The sequence below is a fragment of the Thermoplasmata archaeon genome (genome assembly GCA_035632695.1).
In the GTDB taxonomy this organism is placed as follows: Archaea; Thermoplasmatota; Thermoplasmata; order RBG-16-68-12; family RBG-16-68-12; genus RBG-16-68-12.
The window spans coordinates 1-15,452 of sequence record DASQGG010000166.1; the positions used below are offsets into that span (position 1 = coordinate 1).

General features: G+C 66.7%; 23 protein-coding genes and 1 tRNA gene. 18 read left to right on the forward strand and 6 right to left on the reverse strand.

Annotated features, from left to right (window positions below; translation table 11 throughout):
• The 5 genes from VEY12_10310 to VEY12_10330 all read left to right on the forward strand — a co-directional run.
• The coding region (locus tag VEY12_10310; GenBank protein ID HYM40511.1) for a cytidylate kinase family protein at positions 1-529 on the forward strand (529 nt) is incomplete at its 5' end.
• Positions 526-1,482, forward strand: coding sequence for an RNA-guided pseudouridylation complex pseudouridine synthase subunit Cbf5 (locus tag VEY12_10315; GenBank protein ID HYM40512.1), 957 nt, complete (start codon positions 526-528; stop codon positions 1,480-1,482). The genes VEY12_10310 and VEY12_10315, both read left to right, overlap by 4 nt.
• Positions 1,483-1,489: 7 nt before the next feature.
• Positions 1,490-2,635 carry a M48 family metallopeptidase gene (locus tag VEY12_10320; protein HYM40513.1) on the forward strand — a complete coding sequence of 382 codons (1,146 nt, stop codon included), beginning with the start codon at positions 1,490-1,492 and terminating at the stop codon, positions 2,633-2,635.
• Between the two features lie 10 nt (positions 2,636-2,645).
• Positions 2,646-3,368 carry an alpha/beta hydrolase gene (locus tag VEY12_10325; protein HYM40514.1) on the forward strand — a complete coding sequence of 241 codons (723 nt, stop codon included), beginning with the start codon at positions 2,646-2,648 and terminating at the stop codon, positions 3,366-3,368.
• Positions 3,369-3,429: 61 nt separating this feature from the next.
• Positions 3,430-3,549: transfer RNA gene (locus VEY12_10330), tRNA-Ser, on the forward strand.
• A 1-nt stretch (position 3,550) separates the two neighbouring features.
• On the opposite strand, the gene VEY12_10335 is transcribed toward VEY12_10330, so the two are convergent.
• Positions 3,551-4,603 (reverse strand): bifunctional phosphoglucose/phosphomannose isomerase, encoded by a 1,053-nt coding sequence (locus VEY12_10335; protein ID HYM40515.1) that lies wholly within the window; start codon positions 4,601-4,603, stop codon positions 3,551-3,553.
• Between the two features lie 108 nt (positions 4,604-4,711).
• Between VEY12_10335 and ribB the strand changes: the two genes are divergently transcribed.
• The 5 genes from ribB (at position 4,712) to VEY12_10360 (ending at position 7,195) form a co-directional block, all read left to right on the forward strand.
• Positions 4,712-5,410, forward strand: coding sequence for a 3,4-dihydroxy-2-butanone-4-phosphate synthase (ribB, locus tag VEY12_10340; protein HYM40516.1), 699 nt, complete (start codon positions 4,712-4,714; stop codon positions 5,408-5,410).
• The gene (locus tag VEY12_10345) at positions 5,398-5,865 is read left to right on the forward strand and encodes an adenylyltransferase/cytidyltransferase family protein (protein HYM40517.1); all 468 of its coding nucleotides are present in this window, start codon (positions 5,398-5,400) and stop codon (positions 5,863-5,865) included. Before ribB ends, VEY12_10345 begins: the two co-directional genes overlap by 13 nt.
• 11 nt (positions 5,866-5,876) lie before the next feature.
• Positions 5,877-6,335, forward strand: a complete 459-nt coding sequence (ribC, locus tag VEY12_10350) for a riboflavin synthase (GenBank protein HYM40518.1) — start codon at positions 5,877-5,879, stop codon at positions 6,333-6,335.
• Positions 6,332-6,739 (forward strand): 6,7-dimethyl-8-ribityllumazine synthase, encoded by a 408-nt coding sequence (gene ribH / locus VEY12_10355; GenBank protein ID HYM40519.1) that lies wholly within the window; start codon positions 6,332-6,334, stop codon positions 6,737-6,739. Before ribC ends, ribH begins: the two co-directional genes overlap by 4 nt.
• A 96-nt stretch (positions 6,740-6,835) precedes the next feature.
• Positions 6,836-7,195: a roadblock/LC7 domain-containing protein gene (locus VEY12_10360; GenBank protein ID HYM40520.1), complete on the forward strand. Its 360-nt coding sequence runs from the start codon at positions 6,836-6,838 to the stop codon at positions 7,193-7,195.
• 3 nt (positions 7,196-7,198) lie between these two features.
• Here VEY12_10360 and VEY12_10365 read toward each other — a convergent pair whose 3' ends face one another.
• Positions 7,199-7,861, reverse strand: a complete 663-nt coding sequence (locus VEY12_10365; GenBank protein HYM40521.1) for a PHP domain-containing protein — start codon at positions 7,859-7,861, stop codon at positions 7,199-7,201.
• 93 nt (positions 7,862-7,954) lie between these two features.
• Between VEY12_10365 and VEY12_10370 the strand changes: the two genes are divergently transcribed.
• The gene (locus VEY12_10370) at positions 7,955-8,398 is read left to right on the forward strand and encodes a hypothetical protein (protein HYM40522.1); all 444 of its coding nucleotides are present in this window, start codon (positions 7,955-7,957) and stop codon (positions 8,396-8,398) included.
• 54 nt (positions 8,399-8,452) lie between these two features.
• Positions 8,453-8,911 (forward strand): hypothetical protein, encoded by a 459-nt coding sequence (locus VEY12_10375; GenBank protein ID HYM40523.1) that lies wholly within the window; start codon positions 8,453-8,455, stop codon positions 8,909-8,911.
• A 7-nt stretch (positions 8,912-8,918) separates the two neighbouring features.
• Here the strand turns inward: VEY12_10375 and metG are convergent, their stop codons facing one another.
• Positions 8,919-11,057, reverse strand: a complete 2,139-nt coding sequence (gene metG / locus VEY12_10380) for a methionine--tRNA ligase (protein ID HYM40524.1) — start codon at positions 11,055-11,057, stop codon at positions 8,919-8,921.
• Positions 11,058-11,224: 167 nt separating this feature from the next.
• Between metG and VEY12_10385 the strand changes: the two genes are divergently transcribed.
• The 6 genes from VEY12_10385 (at position 11,225) to VEY12_10410 (ending at position 14,764) form a co-directional block, all read left to right on the forward strand.
• Positions 11,225-11,830 carry a hypothetical protein gene (locus VEY12_10385; protein ID HYM40525.1) on the forward strand — a complete coding sequence of 202 codons (606 nt, stop codon included), beginning with the start codon at positions 11,225-11,227 and terminating at the stop codon, positions 11,828-11,830.
• A 134-nt stretch (positions 11,831-11,964) separates the two neighbouring features.
• Positions 11,965-12,369, forward strand: a complete 405-nt coding sequence (locus VEY12_10390; protein HYM40526.1) for a hypothetical protein — start codon at positions 11,965-11,967, stop codon at positions 12,367-12,369.
• Positions 12,370-12,447: 78 nt separating this feature from the next.
• Positions 12,448-12,669, forward strand: coding sequence for a TRAM domain-containing protein (locus VEY12_10395; protein HYM40527.1), 222 nt, complete (start codon positions 12,448-12,450; stop codon positions 12,667-12,669).
• 255 nt (positions 12,670-12,924) lie between these two features.
• A complete protein-coding gene (locus tag VEY12_10400) occupies positions 12,925-13,893 on the forward strand; it encodes a hypothetical protein (protein ID HYM40528.1) in 969 nt (322 codons plus the stop codon).
• Positions 13,894-13,936: 43 nt separating this feature from the next.
• A complete protein-coding gene (locus tag VEY12_10405) occupies positions 13,937-14,203 on the forward strand; it encodes a hypothetical protein (GenBank protein HYM40529.1) in 267 nt (88 codons plus the stop codon).
• Positions 14,204-14,218: 15 nt separating this feature from the next.
• Positions 14,219-14,764 (forward strand): helix-turn-helix domain-containing protein, encoded by a 546-nt coding sequence (locus tag VEY12_10410; protein ID HYM40530.1) that lies wholly within the window; start codon positions 14,219-14,221, stop codon positions 14,762-14,764.
• A gap of 7 nt (positions 14,765-14,771) precedes the next feature.
• Here VEY12_10410 and VEY12_10415 read toward each other — a convergent pair whose 3' ends face one another.
• From VEY12_10415 to VEY12_10425, 3 genes are all read right to left on the reverse strand, one after another.
• Positions 14,772-14,912, reverse strand: a complete 141-nt coding sequence (locus tag VEY12_10415) for a hypothetical protein (protein HYM40531.1) — start codon at positions 14,910-14,912, stop codon at positions 14,772-14,774.
• A 42-nt stretch (positions 14,913-14,954) separates the two neighbouring features.
• Complete coding sequence (locus VEY12_10420) at positions 14,955-15,131, reverse strand: hypothetical protein (protein HYM40532.1); 177 nt, start codon at positions 15,129-15,131, stop codon at positions 14,955-14,957.
• A gap of 23 nt (positions 15,132-15,154) precedes the next feature.
• On the reverse strand, positions 15,155-15,452 hold a 298-nt coding region (locus VEY12_10425; GenBank protein ID HYM40533.1), incomplete at its 5' end, for a GAF domain-containing protein.

The following is a 15,452-nucleotide window of genomic DNA, read 5'->3' on the forward strand; positions in this document are numbered from 1 at the left end:
CATCGGGGGTCCCCCGGGAAGCGGCAAGACGACCGTCGCGGAACGATTCGCGCAGGCGCACGCGTACGCCCTCGTGTCCGCGGGGCTCAAGTTCCGCCAGATGGCGAAGGACCGCGCGATGGACCTCGATTCGTTCTCGAAGGCGGCCGAAGCAGATCCCGACATCGACCGATCGCTGGACCGCGCGGTCCTCGAGGAGATCCTGCGCCTCGATTCCCTGGGCCGGGACGTGATCGTGGACGGGCGTATCCAGGCCCATCTCCTCACCCTCCGCCGCGTGCCGTGCCTCAAAGTGATGATCGACGCGGCTCTCAAGGTCCGGGCGGAGCGCGTGTCAGGCCGCGAGCGCCAGGACGCACGCGCCGCGGAGCGCGAGATCGCGGCTCGCGAGGCCTCCGAGCGGTCGAGGTACAAGAGGCTGTACGGGATCGATCTCGCCGACCGCTCTGTCTATGACCTTGTGATCGACTCCTCGGACAAGACGCCGGACGCGATCGTCGCCATCGTGTGGTCCCGGGTGGAGGGATGAGCGACCTCCTCGTGCTCCACGAGACGCCCGATTCGAAGCACGGCACGCGCCCCGAGGACCGAAGCCTCGAGGAGCGGATTCGGCTGGGCGTCACGGTCGTGGATAAGCCCCAGGGACCGACCTCCCACCAGGTCAGTGCCTGGGTGCGGGACATGTTCGGCGTGCCCAAGGCGGGCCACTCGGGTACCCTCGACCCCCACGTGACCGGCGTCCTGCCGGTGGCCTTGGCGGACGCCACGCGCGCCGTCGACGCCGTCCTCGAGGGAGACAAGGAATACGTCGGCGTGATGCAGCTCCACCAGGATGTCGACGCGCGGCGCATCCGCTCCATGATGGAACGGTTCGTGGGGGACATCTACCAGGTCCCGCCGGTGCGGTCCGCCGTGCGCCGCGAGCAGCGCGTGCGCCACATCGAGGCATTGGAGGCCCTCGAGACTTCGGGACGCAACGTCTTGTTCCGCGTGCAGTGCGAGTCGGGGACCTACATCCGCACGCTGTGCGCGGACCTGGGGGAGGCGCTCGGCGTAGGGGCGAACATGATTGATCTCCGCCGAACGCGGACCGCCTCCTTCGACGAGGGCCACGCGCGCCCCCTGAACGCGTTCCGCGACGCTCTGGTCTACTGGCGGGAGGAGCAGGACGAGGCCCCCCTGCGCGCGCTCCTCCAGCCCATGGAAGCGCTTCTCGCCCACCTCCCTAAGGTCGTCGTCAAGGACACCGCCGTGGACGCGATCTGTCACGGGGCGAATGTCCACGTGCCCGGCGTCGCCCGGCTGTCGCCCCACATCCGCCGCGGACAGACCCTCGGGATCTTCACGGGGAAGGACGAGGCGGTCGCGCTGGCCAAGGCCATGATGACCTCGGATGAGATCGTCGTCGCGAAGTCCGGCCTGGCAGCGGACGTCGCTCGCGTCCTCATGAATCCGGGGACGTACCCCAAGCTCTGGAAGTGACGCTCCCATGGGGACAGACGCCTGGGGATTCGACGAGGAGCGACAGGAGCTCGCTCGCAAGCTGCGTCGGAAGCGCCGACGGTACTCCTGGTCCCACACGGGCGTGCTCCTCGTCTACTTGGCCGTCCTGCTGGCCGGCGAGTCCGTTGCGCTGCGATCCTGGATCGCTACGTTTGTATGGCCCTCGTGGGGCCAGGCTTCCGTGTTCCTGATGGTGGTGTACACGATCGGCAGCGCTCTTGGGTGGCCCTACGCCTACGTGGGCGGATTTCTACTCGAGCGTTCGTTCGGGCTCTTGACCCAGTCTCGGCGGTCCTGGGTATCCGATCTCATCAAGTCGTATGCCCTCGGCTTGGTCGCGATCCTCGCGGCGGGAAATGTAGTCATTTGGCTCTTGGCGGCGTACCCCACGACGTGGTGGCTGCTCGCCTGGCTCCTCGGGATCCTCGTGACGTGGGTGCTCGGCTTCCTTGCGCCCGTCGTGATCGCTCCCCTGTTCTACCGGTTCCGGCCCCTCGAGAATCCCACGCTTCGCTCGCGGTTCGAAGCCCTCGCGGCCCGGGCGGGGGTACCCGTTCTCGGGGTGTTCGAGATGGGGGCCTCCGCGAAGACGCGACGCTCGAATGCAGCGGTCATGGGATTCGGCCGCACGCGACGCATCGTGATCACCGACACGATGCTGCACGCGTACACACCGGAGGAGATTGAGGCTGTCCTCGCCCATGAGCTCGGACACCAGAAGCATCGCGACCCTCTGACGGGCGTGATCGTGGGGGCGGGCATCTCGTTCGTGATGTGGTCCATCGCGGCATTCGTCTACACGGCCACCTATCCAGCTTTCGGCATCGCATCCTTAGCCGACGCGGCGGGCCTTCCGCTCCTGGTCTTGTATGCCGGACTCGTGTCCGCGGCTCTCGAGCCGCTTGAGCTGTGGTGGTCGAGGCACCGCGAGGCCGGCGCGGATCGGTTCTCGCTTGAAGTGACGCGGAATTCGCGGGCCTTTGCAGGAGCCATGGTCCGGCTCCACGATCAGAACCTGAGTATTGCGCACCCAAGGTCCTGGGAGAAGTGGCTGCTGTACAGCCATCCTCCGGGCAGCGAGCGGATCGAGGCGGCCCGCGCATTCGGTGAACGCGGATCGCCCTCGGGCTGAAGGATGTCCGATGCCCACTCTCCAAGTCCGGGACATCCGGATGTACTATGAGATGCATGGCCAGGGTGAACCGCTCCTCCTGATCCCCGGCCTTCGAAGCCGGGTGTCCGACTACGGCAGAGTCATCGACCGATTGTCGACGACGTTTCATGTGGTGGCAGTCGACAATCGCGGGGCCGGATTCACGGACAAGCCGAATGCGCCGTATTCAATCGAGATGATGGCCGACGATGCGGCTGGGCTCCTCTCTGCGCTGGACCTCGGGCAAGCGAACGTCCTCGGCGTGTCCATGGGCGGGCGGATTGCCATCGACCTGGCGTTGCGGCATGCGGACCTCGTCAGGAGTCTCGTCTTGGTCGCGACCTCCGCACGCGGGGCGGCGAAGCTTGGCTTGTTCGGGAACCTGCTCGCCGTCGCGCTCCGGATTCCGGGGCTCCGAAGCCTCGGACGGGATCCGCAGCCGTACTACGCCTTCATGCGCCAGCGCGAGGCGTCGAGGAACTACGACGCCACGGCCCGGCTCTCGGATATCCGTGTGCCGACGCTCATCGTCCACGGGACCCGTGACCGCCGAGCCCTCTTGCCGCACGCGCAGGAGATGCACGAGGAGATCATGGGCTCGCAGATGGTCACCCTCTCGGGAGGACACCTGATCCTCTTCTTCCGAACCGAGGCATGCGTTGCAGCGATCACCGAATTCCTCCGGGCCGCCGAAGCCTCGCCGGCATCTTGATGGACAAGTCGTGCGGTCGAATACCTTTATTACCGCGGAGCCAATCGTGCGGACGCTGAGTGCCGAGGTCGCCTAGTCCGGTAGGGCGCCAGCCTGGAGAGCTGGTGGTCGCAAGGCCTCGGGAGTTCAAAAGGCTCCCCGCCGCTCTGATGACGGCTGCCTGAAAGTCTCCCCCTCGGCGTTCAGCTTTTTCCTCGGGGAAGCCGCTTGAGCCGCTCCTTGAGTTCTCGGATCGGTTCGACGGGCCAGGGGTCGACCCGGCGCAGGGTCGCCAGGTAGAGGCTCACGTAGTCTCCGAGGAAGAGCGTGCCGAGCATGCGGCCGAGGAGCTGCGAATCGTCATCCCGGACCTCTTCCACTCTAGCGTACCGAGCGAACAGGGTCGCGGTCGCGTCGAGGCGACGGCGGATCTCCGGCCTCTCGTCCGCATCCCGCAGGAGAATCGCGGCGAATCGCCGCGCGCTCGCGTCCGAGGCCCACCCGATAATCTCGTTGTGGTCGGCCTCCGGGAGGGACGAGGAGAAGGACATGAGCTTGGCGTTCTCGTTAAGCTGAGTCTGCCAGCGTTTCGCGATTGCGTCGTACGGCGGTGCCCCGTACACGATCGGCGTGACCGCTCGGAGCTTCGTCGCGAGCTGCTTGGCCAGGTTTCGCCGGAGCGGAGACTCCGGCCGCAGCCGACCCCGAAGCTCCCGCAGGTGGACGGTCGCCGCCTCGAGTTCGCCCCGCAGGTTCCCGGACACCCACTCCGCGCCGAGCGACGGGAGGACGCCGAACAGGTGGCCGAAGGCTCCTCGGGGTGGGAGCCCTGCGGGGATCTCCACGAGCGGCGCACGCACCTCCCGCGCGAGCTTCGCCAGCGCGCCCCCGGAGGTCACGGCAACGATGCGACATCCCAGTTTGATGCCCTGTGCCGTCGCGGCGAGCGTTTCCTCCGTGTCTCCCGAGTAGGAGACGGCCACGAGGAGGTCTCCCGGCGTCACGTAGGACGGGAGGCGGTAGTCGTGGACAGGATGAATCGGGATCCGGGACCGGTCCGCCACCCAGGCGGCGAACACCTCGCCGGCGATCCCGGAGCCTCCCATGCCCACGATGAACACGCGGTTCGCCCTGCCCAGCTCCGACGCGAATTCGAGCTTGGCACGCATCCCCTCCGTGAGCTGTTCCGGGAACGAGGCGATGATGTCCCGCATGCCGCCCTTGTCGACCTTGGCGACGGTCTCCGGCTCGAGCACGGGCCGACGAACGAGCGCGCCGGCATAAGTCCTACGTATCGGGCATGACTACCAGATATCGGGTTCTTACAACAACGTTGATATATCGCGCGAACCTCGTCGAGCCATATGGACGATGTGAACCAAGCCCTCGCGGCTTTGCGTCACGGGCGGTTCATCCTCGTCTACGACGGCGACGGCCGCGAGGAGGAGACGGACCTGACGATCGCGAGTCAGTTCGTCACCCCGCCCGCGATCCGCACGCTCCGCAAGGAGGCGGGCGGGCTCGTCTGCGTCACGCTCTCGAGCGACGTCCACCGCAAGATCGGCCTGCCGCTCATGGCCGACGTCCTGCGCGACGCCGGGCACACGTACCCGATCCTCGAGGCGGTGTCCGCGGAGAACCTGAAGTACGACCGCCACAGCACGTTCTCCCTGACGGTCAACCACAAGGACACGTTCACAGGGATCACGGACAAGGACCGCGCCCACACGATCTCTCGCCTCGCCGCGATCGCGGCGGAGGCGGTCAAGCGCGAGAACGGTTGGGCCGCGCACGTGTTCGCGGACGAGTTCCGTGCGCCGGGCCATGTGCCCGTGCTGAACGCCACCGATCCGCTCCTCGTGGCCCGCCGAGGCCACACGGAGCTCACCACGGCCCTCATGATCATGGCCGGACTCACGCCCAGCGCCACCATCTGCGAGATGATGGCGGACGACGACCGTGCCCTCGCCAGGAATGATGCAAAGGCATATGCACGAGACCACAATCTCGTGTTCCTGGAAGGGCAGGACATCGTCCGGGCGTGGCAGACATGGTCCGCGTGATGGCGACGGGGGTCTTCGATCTCCTCCATACGGGTCACGTCCATTTCCTCACCGAGGCGCGCCGCCTCGGGGACGAGCTCGTCGTGGTCGTCGCGCGGGACAGCACGGCGCGGCGGTTCAAGCACGAGCCGATCATGGGGGAGGCCTCGCGCGTCCAGCTGGTTGCCGCGCTCAAGCCCGTGGATCGTGCGGTCCTCGGCCACGAGGGCAGCATCTACGAGATCCTGGATGAGATCCGCCCGGACGTCATCGCCCTCGGGTTCGATCAGATTCACGACGAGGACAAGGTCCTCGAGGAGTGCCGGAAGCGAGGCTTGGCCACGAAGGTGGTCCGCCTGCCCAAGTTCGAGGGGGACCTCGACGGCACCCGCAAGATCGTGAGGAAGGTGGCCGAATGGCTCGCGCTCCAAGAAAAGCTGCAGGCGGTCGAAGGCGGACGCAAGCCGTCCGCCTGAAGAAGATCGGCGTGGTCGACACCTCCTTCAGCCGCTTCGACATGGCCGCTTCGGCCGTGGACGAGCTGAAGAAACAGGGCAGCGGCTTCGAGATACTGCGGTACACGGTCCCCGGGATCAAGGATCTCGCCGCGGGCGCGAAGGTCCTGTTCGATCGGGGAGCGGACCTCGTGATCACCCTGGGCATGGTGGGCCGGCAGACCGTGGACAAGGATTGCGCGTTGGCGGCGGACTTCGGCCTCCAGATGGTCCAGGCGACCACGGGGAAGCACATCATCGGCGTGATGGTCCACGAGGAGGAGGCGGCGGACGAGGCGAAGTTGGCGTGGCTCTTTGATCGACGGACGCGGGAGCACGCGGTCAACGCGTACGACCTCCTGTTCCGCCCCGGGGCGATCCGGGCACGCGCGGGCACGGGGCAGCGCGAGGGCTATCCGGACGCAGGCCCCATCCGACTGGAGATGCCATGAGGCTGGCCATTGTCGCCTCCCTGTTCAACCGGGAGATCGTGGACGCCATGGTCGAGCGCGCGCTGGACCGGGCGAAGGAGCAGGAGCTCAAGGTGACGACCGTCGTGCGGGTTCCCGGCACGTTCGAGATTCCGCTCGCTGCGCAACGCCTGCTCGAGCGGAGCGACGTGGACGGCGTCGTCGCTCTGGGCGCCGTGATCCAAGGGGAGACGAAGCACGACGAGGTCATCCTGAACACCGCGGCTGCGGCGCTCATGGACGTCGGTCTGCGCACCGGGAAGCCCGTGGGGCTCGGGATCACGGGACCAGGCATGACCTTCAAGCAGGCGAAGGCGCGCATCGACGCGGCCTCGCGCGCGGTGGATGCGGCGAAGGCAATGCACGAGCTCCTCCGTGGCCTCTAGTCGTTTTCCCTCGCGAGTCTGGCAGCACAAAGGTTTTATCGACCCTCGCTTCAATCACGGACCCTCCCGGGTGCGCTATCTCGGGGAGACGTGACCATGGCCGACACCGCCGCGATCGAGACGATCCTCCACGAGATGGAGACGTCCGAGGGCATCCAGGACGCCATCCTGGTGTCCCGGAACGGCACGTACATCGCGGGCACCGTCCCCCACGGGGTGCATGTGGAGACCTTCGCGGCCATGTTCGCGATCCTCCTCGGCGCGGCGGAGAACTCGACCTCGGAGCTCAAGGAGGTCCTCGACAACGTTGTGATCAACCTCGAGGCGAGCAAGCTCGTAATCGTCCACTGCGGCCCGAAGGCCCTCATGGTCCTGCACATGCCGAAGGCCGCTGACTCCAGCGGCGTCAAGCGGACGATCGAGAAGTACCTCGGGCGGATCGAGGACAATCTCTGAGGTTCAGATCCGCTTCATCCCGCGGCCGATCCATTCTCCCACGGCTTTCGGCACGTATCGAAGCGTTCCACCGACGTCCCGATCGAATCCCTGGGACCGCGTCTTCCCGCGGGCCAGCGCCTGGAGGAGATCGTCCACGGAGGCCACGCCGGCCTCGACCGCGGTCACTGCGCGGGCCACCTCATCGAGGAAGTGGCTGTCGCTGCCGCCCGTCTCGCCGACCTTCCGGGAGGTTGCGGTCTCCCGCGCTCGCACATTCCCGCGTCGGAGGGTGCGCGCGTTCGCCGTCTCGTAGGCGGGGAACCGCGCTGCGTCCAGTCCGTTCTTCCCGAGGCCCGACCAGAACCGGAACGGGTGCGCCGCAACCGCGACGCCACCCAGGGCGGTGATTCGCTCCACGGTCTCCGCGATGCCGAGATCTCGCGGGACGACCTCGCGAACGCCGTACCCCAGGACGTGACCCGTGGCGGTGGAGACCTCGATTCCGGGAACGACGAGAAAGTCCTTGCTCGCCGCGGCTGCCGCCTCCGCGATACCCGCGACGGCATTGTGGTCGGTGATCGCGATGCCTTGGATGCCGATGCGTGTCGCCAGGGCCACCAGCTCCGCGGGCGCCACGCGGGAGTCGGGGGAGTACCGCGTGTGGTTGTGGAGGTCCAGAAGCATGGGCGGCGGCAGAAAGGGCGATGGTCCTAAAAGGTATCGGAGCCGGGCATTCCCAGCGGCCCTTTATGCCGTCGGGTAGCCGTGTGATTCTCCGTGACCCTCGAAGCCCGGATCGGAATCCTGCGGGATCGTCTCGTTGTGGAGGGGGTGGAGTATCCGATCCGGCGCGAGGGCGGCGGATGGGTGTCCGTCCCGTCCGTCGGTGCGTGGCCGCGCGGGCGTGTCCGCTACGACGCCCTCCGGGACCGCATCCGGATCGAGTCGCCCGGCGCCTCGGCCGTGATCCCGTTCCGGTGGCGGGGCACCGCGTTCACGTTCCGCGGGCAGCGGTACCGGGTGGGCCCGATGGCCTGGGGCCACGTTACCGTGTCCCGGGGGGACCGACCTGTGGCCACGGGGCGGGTCACGCTCAGTGGCGTGCGGCTCGGCTACGTCGCTCCCGAACTGGAGCCCATTGCGCGCGAGCTCGCCGTCGGACTCGCCTTCCGCGCGATCACGTTCTGGATTGCCATGGGCACCGCGGGCGCAGCCCACTAGTCCCGCGAACTCGTTTCCGAACATCCAAATCGCTCATGGCCCCTGGCGCCTTGCGTGGCCCTCGTCGTCAAACGTCGCATTCGGGGGGACGGTCGGATCTGGCTCGACCGCGTCAAGACCAAGGTCCTGCGGGCTACGGGGGGCTGGTACGCGGTCGACGGTGCCTCCCCGTCGGAGGACGCGAGGGTCTTGTTTCGGCCGGCCCAAGACCTCCTGGTCATCGAGCAATACGGGCGCTTCCTTCGCGTCCCGTTCCACGCCGGCGAGGCGACCTTCACCTGGGAGGACCGGACCTTCCACATCGGGAGCATGGCGCGAGGCGCCCTCCGTATCGACCGGGAAGGGCGGGTCGTGGCCCACGGGGTCGTCACCGCGGCGGGGGTCCGTTTCAGCGACGTCGCATGCGAACTGCTTCCCTTGATTCGCCCGCTGGCGTGGGCGCTGGCCCTCCGCGGGGAGGTGATCGCCAGGGACGCAAGGCGCATGCCTCCAGGCGGAGCCGGCGCCCGATGACTTCGGCTCAGTGGACCCAAGTGCCTTCCTTGAGTCCCTTGTCCACCTTGAGGTACGCGTCACCGCTCTTCAAGGGGATCCGGACCGTCTCGTCGCGTCCGAAGAAGTATACGCGGCCCTCCTCGCCCACTCGGAGTTTGTACTTCTGGAACTCGGAGAATGGGAGTTCGGGGGCGCCCGCGACCCCCAGCACCTGGGTGCCGATCGGCGCGTCGTCCGGCGGGAGTACGAGCCCGACCACGTGCTCGTCCTCTCCCGCGAGGAGCATCCCGCGGCTCTCGATGCCCCGGAGCTTGGCGGGTTGCAGGTTGACCAGGTACGCGATCCTCCGACCGCGAAGCTGCTCGGGCATGTAGTCGTTCTTGATTCCCGAGACGATGTCTCGGGTGCCCGAGCCGTAGTCGACCGTCAGGATGTAGAGCTTGTCCGCGTTGGGATGGGCCTTCACGTCTAGGATCTGCGCGACGCGGACGTCGAAGCGCGCGTCGGGGGCCTCCGCGTGCTCCGCCCCCAGCTCGATCTTCGCGAACAGGGGCCGGCCCACACGGAGCTTCTGGCCGCTGGGCGCGTCCTCGAGCACCTCGTCCCAGCCCTGCGCCTGGACGTCCGTGTCGTATCCCAGGGCGCTCCAGAGCCTCTGGGAGCTGAACGGAAGGAAGGGTGCCATGATCAGGGCGAGGGACCGGGCGACGCGGAGGGAGACGTGCAGCGCGGTGCCACACGCGGCGCGGTCTTTGCGGACGAGATCCCACGGAGCCTTCTGGTCGAAGTACTGGTTGCCGAGCCGAGCAAGCTGGATGGCTTCCTTGATCGCGTCCTTGAAGTGGACGTACTCCAGGTTCTGGCCGACCTTCTTCCACTGGTCCTCGATGGCTCGGACCATGGCCTTGTCCGCCGCGTCCAGGAACCCCGAGGGCGGGATCTCATGGTTGAAGTTCTTGTCCGCGAAGGTCAGGACGCGGTGGACGAAGTTGCCGTACACGGCAAGCAGCTCGCTGTTGTTCCGCTGGGCGAAGTCCTCCCACTCGAAGTCGGAATCCTTCGTCTCGGGCATCGTCGCGATCGCGTAATAGCGCAGCTGGTCGGGATCGAACCGCTCGAGCAGGTCGGAGAGCCAGACACCCTTGCCGCGGCCAGCGCTCATCTTCTCCCCGGAGATGTTCATGAACTGAGTCGCCGGCACGTCGTAGGGGAGGTCGAGCTTCCGGTCATAGCCCAGGAGGATGGCGGGCCAGATGATCGTGTGGAAGACGATGTTGTCCTTCCCGACGAAGTAGTAGTGCCTCGCCTTGGGGTCCGTCCAGAAGTCCTTCCACCCGTCCGGGTTCCCATGGAGCTTGAACCACTCCTTGGTCGCCGTGAGGTAGCCCATGACGGCCTCGAACCACACGTAGATTCGCTTCGTCTCATATCCGGGGACGGGGACCTCGATGCCCCACTCGATGTCCCGCGTCACGGGGCGGTCCTTGAGCCCCTCGCGAAGCCAGCTCTGCGCGAAGGTGAGCACGGGGCCGCGCCAATGCTCCTTCCCCGAGCCCATCCACTTCTTCAGGGGCGCCTCGAACGCGCTCAGGCGGAAGAAGAAGTGCCGCGTCTCTTTCTTGATTGGCGGCGTTCCGTGGATTCGGCAATGGGGACCGATCAGGTCAAAGGGGTCCCAGAGGCGCCCGCAGTTGTCACACTGGTCCCCGCGGGCCTGCTCGAAGCCACAGTTCGGGCACGTGCCCTCCACGTAGCGGTCCGGGAGGAAGTGATTGCCCGCGGTGCAGAAGGGCGAGGTCATCGTGGCCTCGTAGACGTGGCCTTTGTCGCGGAGGGCCAGGAAGATCTCCTGGACCCACTTCTTGTGGTCCTCCGCCGCGGTGTTCCAATACAGGTCGTAGCGCACCCCGAGCTGCTCGATGTTCTTTGCGTGGAGGGCATGGAACCGCTCCGCGATTTCCCGCGGCGTGACGCGCTCCTCGTCCGCGCGCACGGTCGTCGGCGTCCCGTGCATGTCGCTGCCACCGACCATGAGGACCTCGTCCCCCTTCATCCGGTGGTACCGCGCGAACACGTCCGCCGGGATGAACGTGGAGCAGGCGTGACCCAGGTGCCGGGGCCCCGACGCATAGGGCCACGCGACGCAGACGAGGATCTTGGCCATGGCGCCCGGGCCCACCGCGCCCCGCGCTATAAAGGATTCTCTGGGCGTCCGGCCCTCCGAGTGGCGGTGTCCGTAATCATTACCGATTATCATATCGCGCCAGCCGTGTGGACCCCATTATCACCAAGGACCGCGATACCGGGCCACTTCCTCCGGGGGCGGTTCCCATGGAAGTCCATCGACTGAGCCACGAGGATGCGGGCGGAATTCGGGAGGCCGAGACCCGAGAGGAACGGACCCCGCGCATCCTGTGTTGGAAGTGCAAGAAGCTGACGCCCTTCCATGAGGAACGCTGCGAGTACTGCGGCGCGCGGTTCGCCGGGAGCACGGGCGGCGTGTACTCGAGCCGACGGATCACGGTGGCGTCCGTGCCGTCCGTTCCCTCGGACGACGAGGAACTCGCCGCGGCGCGACGGAGCCTCCTGCAGCTGTTCGAGGATCTCCAACGGGTTCACGACGTGTCCTCGGAGCGGCGTTACGATCCGGTTCGCGACGCGGAGACCATCACCCTCTTCCAGTGCCCCACCTGCGGCCGGTTCGTCTCCCACGACGCGGACGAATGCGTCTGCGGGGTGCGATTCGCCGCCGAGCCCACGGTGGCCGTGTGCCCCGACTGCGGCGCGCCCCTGCCCGCCCAAGATGCGGCCTGCTCCGCGTGCCGCGCCGCCGGCCGAGAACCTGCCTCGGACGTCTCGTATGCCTGTCCGCTCTGCGGTGCCGAAGTCACCGCGGACGCCGTCCGCTGCGTCTGCGGGGCCCGCTTCGAGGCGTGACCCACGTCCGCGGCACCGATGCCGGACCTTCGGCGTCCAGAATACCGGGACCGCCTTCGACGGTCGTCCTTCTCAAACCGGATAGGGAGGAAGAAACGCATATACCCGGCCACGTCGCAAGGACAACCCACGGCATGACCGCCTCCCTCGCCTCGTTGGATGCGTGCCCCATCTGCCACGCCGCGCTCCCGGCCGACGCGCTCGAGTGTCCGCGCTGCGGGGAGAGCTTTTCCGCGACGCCCGCCGACGACGCCGAAACCAATCCGGTGACCGATCGGGTCCCGGGCTTCCGGGAGAAGTTCCTGTACTATGCGGGAATCGCCTTGATTCTCCTGGGCGGCCCAGGGATTGCCCTCGGCTACTGGATGCACGATGTGCTGCGCATCGGGTTTCTCAACTACAACGAGTTCGACGTGTTCGGGCCCGTGAACCGTCTCGTCCTCGGCGTGGGCCTCATCGTGATGATCGTAGGCGTCGTGTTCCTCATCCTGTCCCTCCGACTTTCCCGCCCCTCCCAAATCGAGGACACGGACGCCTGAACGCCGCGGGGTGGGTTTCGGAACACCGCATTTATAAATACCGTAGACGTCGTGGAGACTCCGCGGCGAGGAGGGTGTATGTCGTTCACCGGAGCGGGCTTCAGGCCCCCTTCCCTACCCGTTGAGGAAGGCAAGGTGTACGAGGCGAAGATCGAGGACATCGGGCGAGAGGGCGACGGTGTCGCGCGGATTCAGAACTTCGTTGTGTTCGTGCCCGGCACGAAGATCGGGGACGCCGTGAAAGTCCGGATCACGAAGGTGCACCGTCGGATGGCTTTCGGCGAGGTCGTCAAGGAGTGAGGATCCCCCGTTCTCCACGAGGTCCCCCTGGGGGGCCGGAATCGGGAGCCGTTTCTGGAGGGGCGACGCCTTCGCAAAGCGTCCCATAATCTCTTTATATACTCGCTCCAATCGAATGCCCGGGTTGCCCTGATGTCCGCCGGCCGCCGTTCGGTAGTCCTCATCACGTTCTCGCTAGCCGCTGCGTTGGCCCTGACTGTCGTGGTTGGGGCGAGGACCGCGCGGGCGACGACACCGTCGGTCGCGGCCACGGGCATGCCGACCGACGTGCGCCGATCCGTGGTTTGGTACGGCGTCCCGGAGGGCGAGCCGCGGTCCCTCCACATCGAAAGCGCCTCGGTGAACGCCCCGTCGCCGGACGAGTACCAGATTTCCTACGCGAACGGGAGCCTCACGTTGGTCTACCAGCGCGTGGCCGGCGGCCCGGTCTCGAGCCAATACACCCTTGCCATCCGAGGGCTGCTCGAGTGGAACGATACGTCGGGCGACGGAATCCTCGAGGACGGGAGCGTCGTGGCGTACACGCCGCTCGGTCCAAGCGCGTTCGGCCACTATCCGATCTCGCACACGGAGACGAGCACACCGGCCGGTGTCAACGTGAACTCCTTCGAAATCCCCAGCAACAACGGGGAGATCACCCTCAGCCTGACGATCGCGGACGGATTCGTCGCCCTGCCCTCGGGACAGACCCTGACGCCCATGGAAGCGAAGCTGACGTTCGTGATCAACCACGAGATGACCTCCCCGGCCACCCGGCTCTCCCTGCAAGTCGGCCTGAGCACGAGTCAGAGGGTCGCGCTCAACAACCGGAGTTGGGACGACCTGAACGACTTCAGCTCGGAAGACCGGGCGGTCAACGTGACAAGCCCCACGGGTTCGCCTCCCTCCTCCGCGTTCTTCGCTTGGTCCAACTTCGCCACCGTGAACGGTGTCAACGGTACCGTGACGCCCATGGGCCCGACGTTCAACGAAACGACCGGGGACTACAACCTGTACCTCTCGTACCCGAAAGCCCTGTCGAGCAGCCTCCGCGTGCAGATTGTCCATGACCCGACGATGGGCATCGTGAGCGCGGCGTACGACAGCATCATCCACCCCGCGCAAGGCTCGCCCCTCCAGTTTGGCGGAGACTCCGTCGTCTATTCGGCCTCCCTGGCCGGGATTGCCGCCGTCGTCGCGGGCACCGCGCTCCTGGTCAACCGGAGACGTCGGAAGGCGCCGTGAGCAAGCCTTAACGTCGAAGGCCCGTTTCGCTCCCGGGCCTTGCATGGTCGCCATCGTCAACATCCTGCTCGCCGCCGTGACGGTCGTCGCGTTCGCGCTCTGCACGATTTCCCTTCTCGCGTGGCGGCGTGTCCGCGACTCACACCTGATCGTCCTCGCGGCCGCGTTCGCGGTCTTCTTCACGAAGGGACTCTTCCTGACCGTCGCCCTGTTCGAAGGCTGGCAGGACCTCGGCCAACTCCTCGTCCTCTCGTCGGTCTTCGACCTGGTGATCCTCGCCCTGTTCTACGGATTCACGCTGCGACGGTGATCCCCCGGGGTTGTGATGGACGAGGAAGTGCTGGCCGTCAAGACGCGGCGCGACCTGTTCCAGTACGTCCGCGCGAACCCCGGGTTCCACCTGCGGGAGATCGCGCGTTCCCTGAACCTCTCGATCACTCTGGCCGACTACCACCTGCGGTTCCTCGAGAGGAACGAGCTCGTGTCTTGGACCATGGACGGCGAGTACAAGCGGTACTACCCTCGATCCCGCCCCGGCGACGTGGGCAGCCGGCCCGCCCTCTCCGATGAGGAGAAGCGCATCCTGGCCTACTTGAGGCAGCCCGTGCCGTTCCGGGTGCTCGCGTTCCTCATGGAGCGCGACACGGCGGCCCACAAGGAGATCCTGGAGCACGTCCCCGTATCGCCCTCGACGCTGTCCCACCATCTCAAGAAGATGCAGTACGCGGGGATCCTCGCCCGCGCCGAGGACCGGGGCGGCTACCGGGTCGCGAACCCGCATTCCGTGGCGCGCCTCATGTCCACGTACGACCTGGCGACGTCGGACCAGATCGGCACGTGGGTCCAAGTCTGGGGCGAATTCCGGCTGTGAGACGCGTTCAGCCGCCCTCGCGCCCCTTCCCCGGGGTGTACAGGTAGCAGGAGACGCGGTGGGCCGGCGAGACTTCGAGCATCGGGGGCGGTTTCGCGGGGTGGAACTCGAGATCGATGGATCCGGGACCCAGCCGGACGGCGGTCACCGCCTGGAACAGAATTTGGTCCGGGCCATCCTTCTGCCGCTCCTACACGAGATCCTCGACCTTGCGACGATAGGCTTCCGTGGGTCGGCTTCCGTCGAACCGGAGGCGTAGCCGGTTCGTCTCCATGGAGATTTCGGAAAGAGGTGGAATGCCCTCCGCTTTGGGGTTCCGCGACGGGTCGAACAAGAACGAAGCGAGGTGGGTCAATCCGAGACCCATACACGGGACCTGCCCGGGGGACTTCACACGACCCGCGCCAGTTCGCCGGCCACCCAGGCTAGGTAGTCGCGGTCCGTGGGGCCGAACGCACCCAGTTGGTCCGAATCCACGTCGATTTCGGCAATTGCGCTGCCGTCCTTGAGAATGGGAACGACGATTTCGGACTGCGTGTTCAGGAAGCACTGGAGGTACCGCGAATCCTGGCTCACGTCGGGGACCAGCACGGTCTCCTTCGCGGCAACCGCGGCTCCGCAGATGCCCTCGCCCACCGGAATCCGGATGTGCTGCGTCGCGCTCGGCCCGGACCATGATGTGAGCACG

Bases quoted from the DNA above. Each gene is read 5' to 3' on its own strand.
- VEY12_10385 (HYM40525.1), top strand. From the start codon at position 11,225: ATGGAAGTCCATCGACTGAGCCACGAGGATGCGGGCGGAATTCGGGAG.
- metG (HYM40524.1), bottom strand. From the start codon at position 11,057: ATGGCCAAGATCCTCGTCTGCGTCGCGTGGCCCTATGCGTCGGGGCCC.
- ribH (HYM40519.1), top strand. From the start codon at position 6,332: ATGAGGCTGGCCATTGTCGCCTCCCTGTTCAACCGGGAGATCGTGGAC.
- VEY12_10320 (HYM40513.1), top strand. From the start codon at position 1,490: ATGGGGACAGACGCCTGGGGATTCGACGAGGAGCGACAGGAGCTCGCT.
- VEY12_10420 (HYM40532.1), bottom strand. From the start codon at position 15,131: ATGGGTCTCGGATTGACCCACCTCGCTTCGTTCTTGTTCGACCCGTCG.
- VEY12_10410 (HYM40530.1), top strand. From the start codon at position 14,219: ATGGACGAGGAAGTGCTGGCCGTCAAGACGCGGCGCGACCTGTTCCAG.
- VEY12_10395 (HYM40527.1), top strand. From the start codon at position 12,448: ATGTCGTTCACCGGAGCGGGCTTCAGGCCCCCTTCCCTACCCGTTGAG.
- VEY12_10345 (HYM40517.1), top strand. From the start codon at position 5,398: ATGGTCCGCGTGATGGCGACGGGGGTCTTCGATCTCCTCCATACGGGT.
- VEY12_10400 (HYM40528.1), top strand. From the start codon at position 12,925: ATGCCGACCGACGTGCGCCGATCCGTGGTTTGGTACGGCGTCCCGGAG.
- VEY12_10365 (HYM40521.1), bottom strand. From the start codon at position 7,861: ATGCTTCTGGACCTCCACAACCACACGCGGTACTCCCCCGACTCCCGC.
- VEY12_10405 (HYM40529.1), top strand. From the start codon at position 13,937: ATGGTCGCCATCGTCAACATCCTGCTCGCCGCCGTGACGGTCGTCGCG.
- VEY12_10325 (HYM40514.1), top strand. From the start codon at position 2,646: ATGCCCACTCTCCAAGTCCGGGACATCCGGATGTACTATGAGATGCAT.
- ribB (HYM40516.1), top strand. From the start codon at position 4,712: ATGGACGATGTGAACCAAGCCCTCGCGGCTTTGCGTCACGGGCGGTTC.
- VEY12_10390 (HYM40526.1), top strand. From the start codon at position 11,965: ATGACCGCCTCCCTCGCCTCGTTGGATGCGTGCCCCATCTGCCACGCC.
- VEY12_10315 (HYM40512.1), top strand. From the start codon at position 526: ATGAGCGACCTCCTCGTGCTCCACGAGACGCCCGATTCGAAGCACGGC.
- VEY12_10360 (HYM40520.1), top strand. From the start codon at position 6,836: ATGGCCGACACCGCCGCGATCGAGACGATCCTCCACGAGATGGAGACG.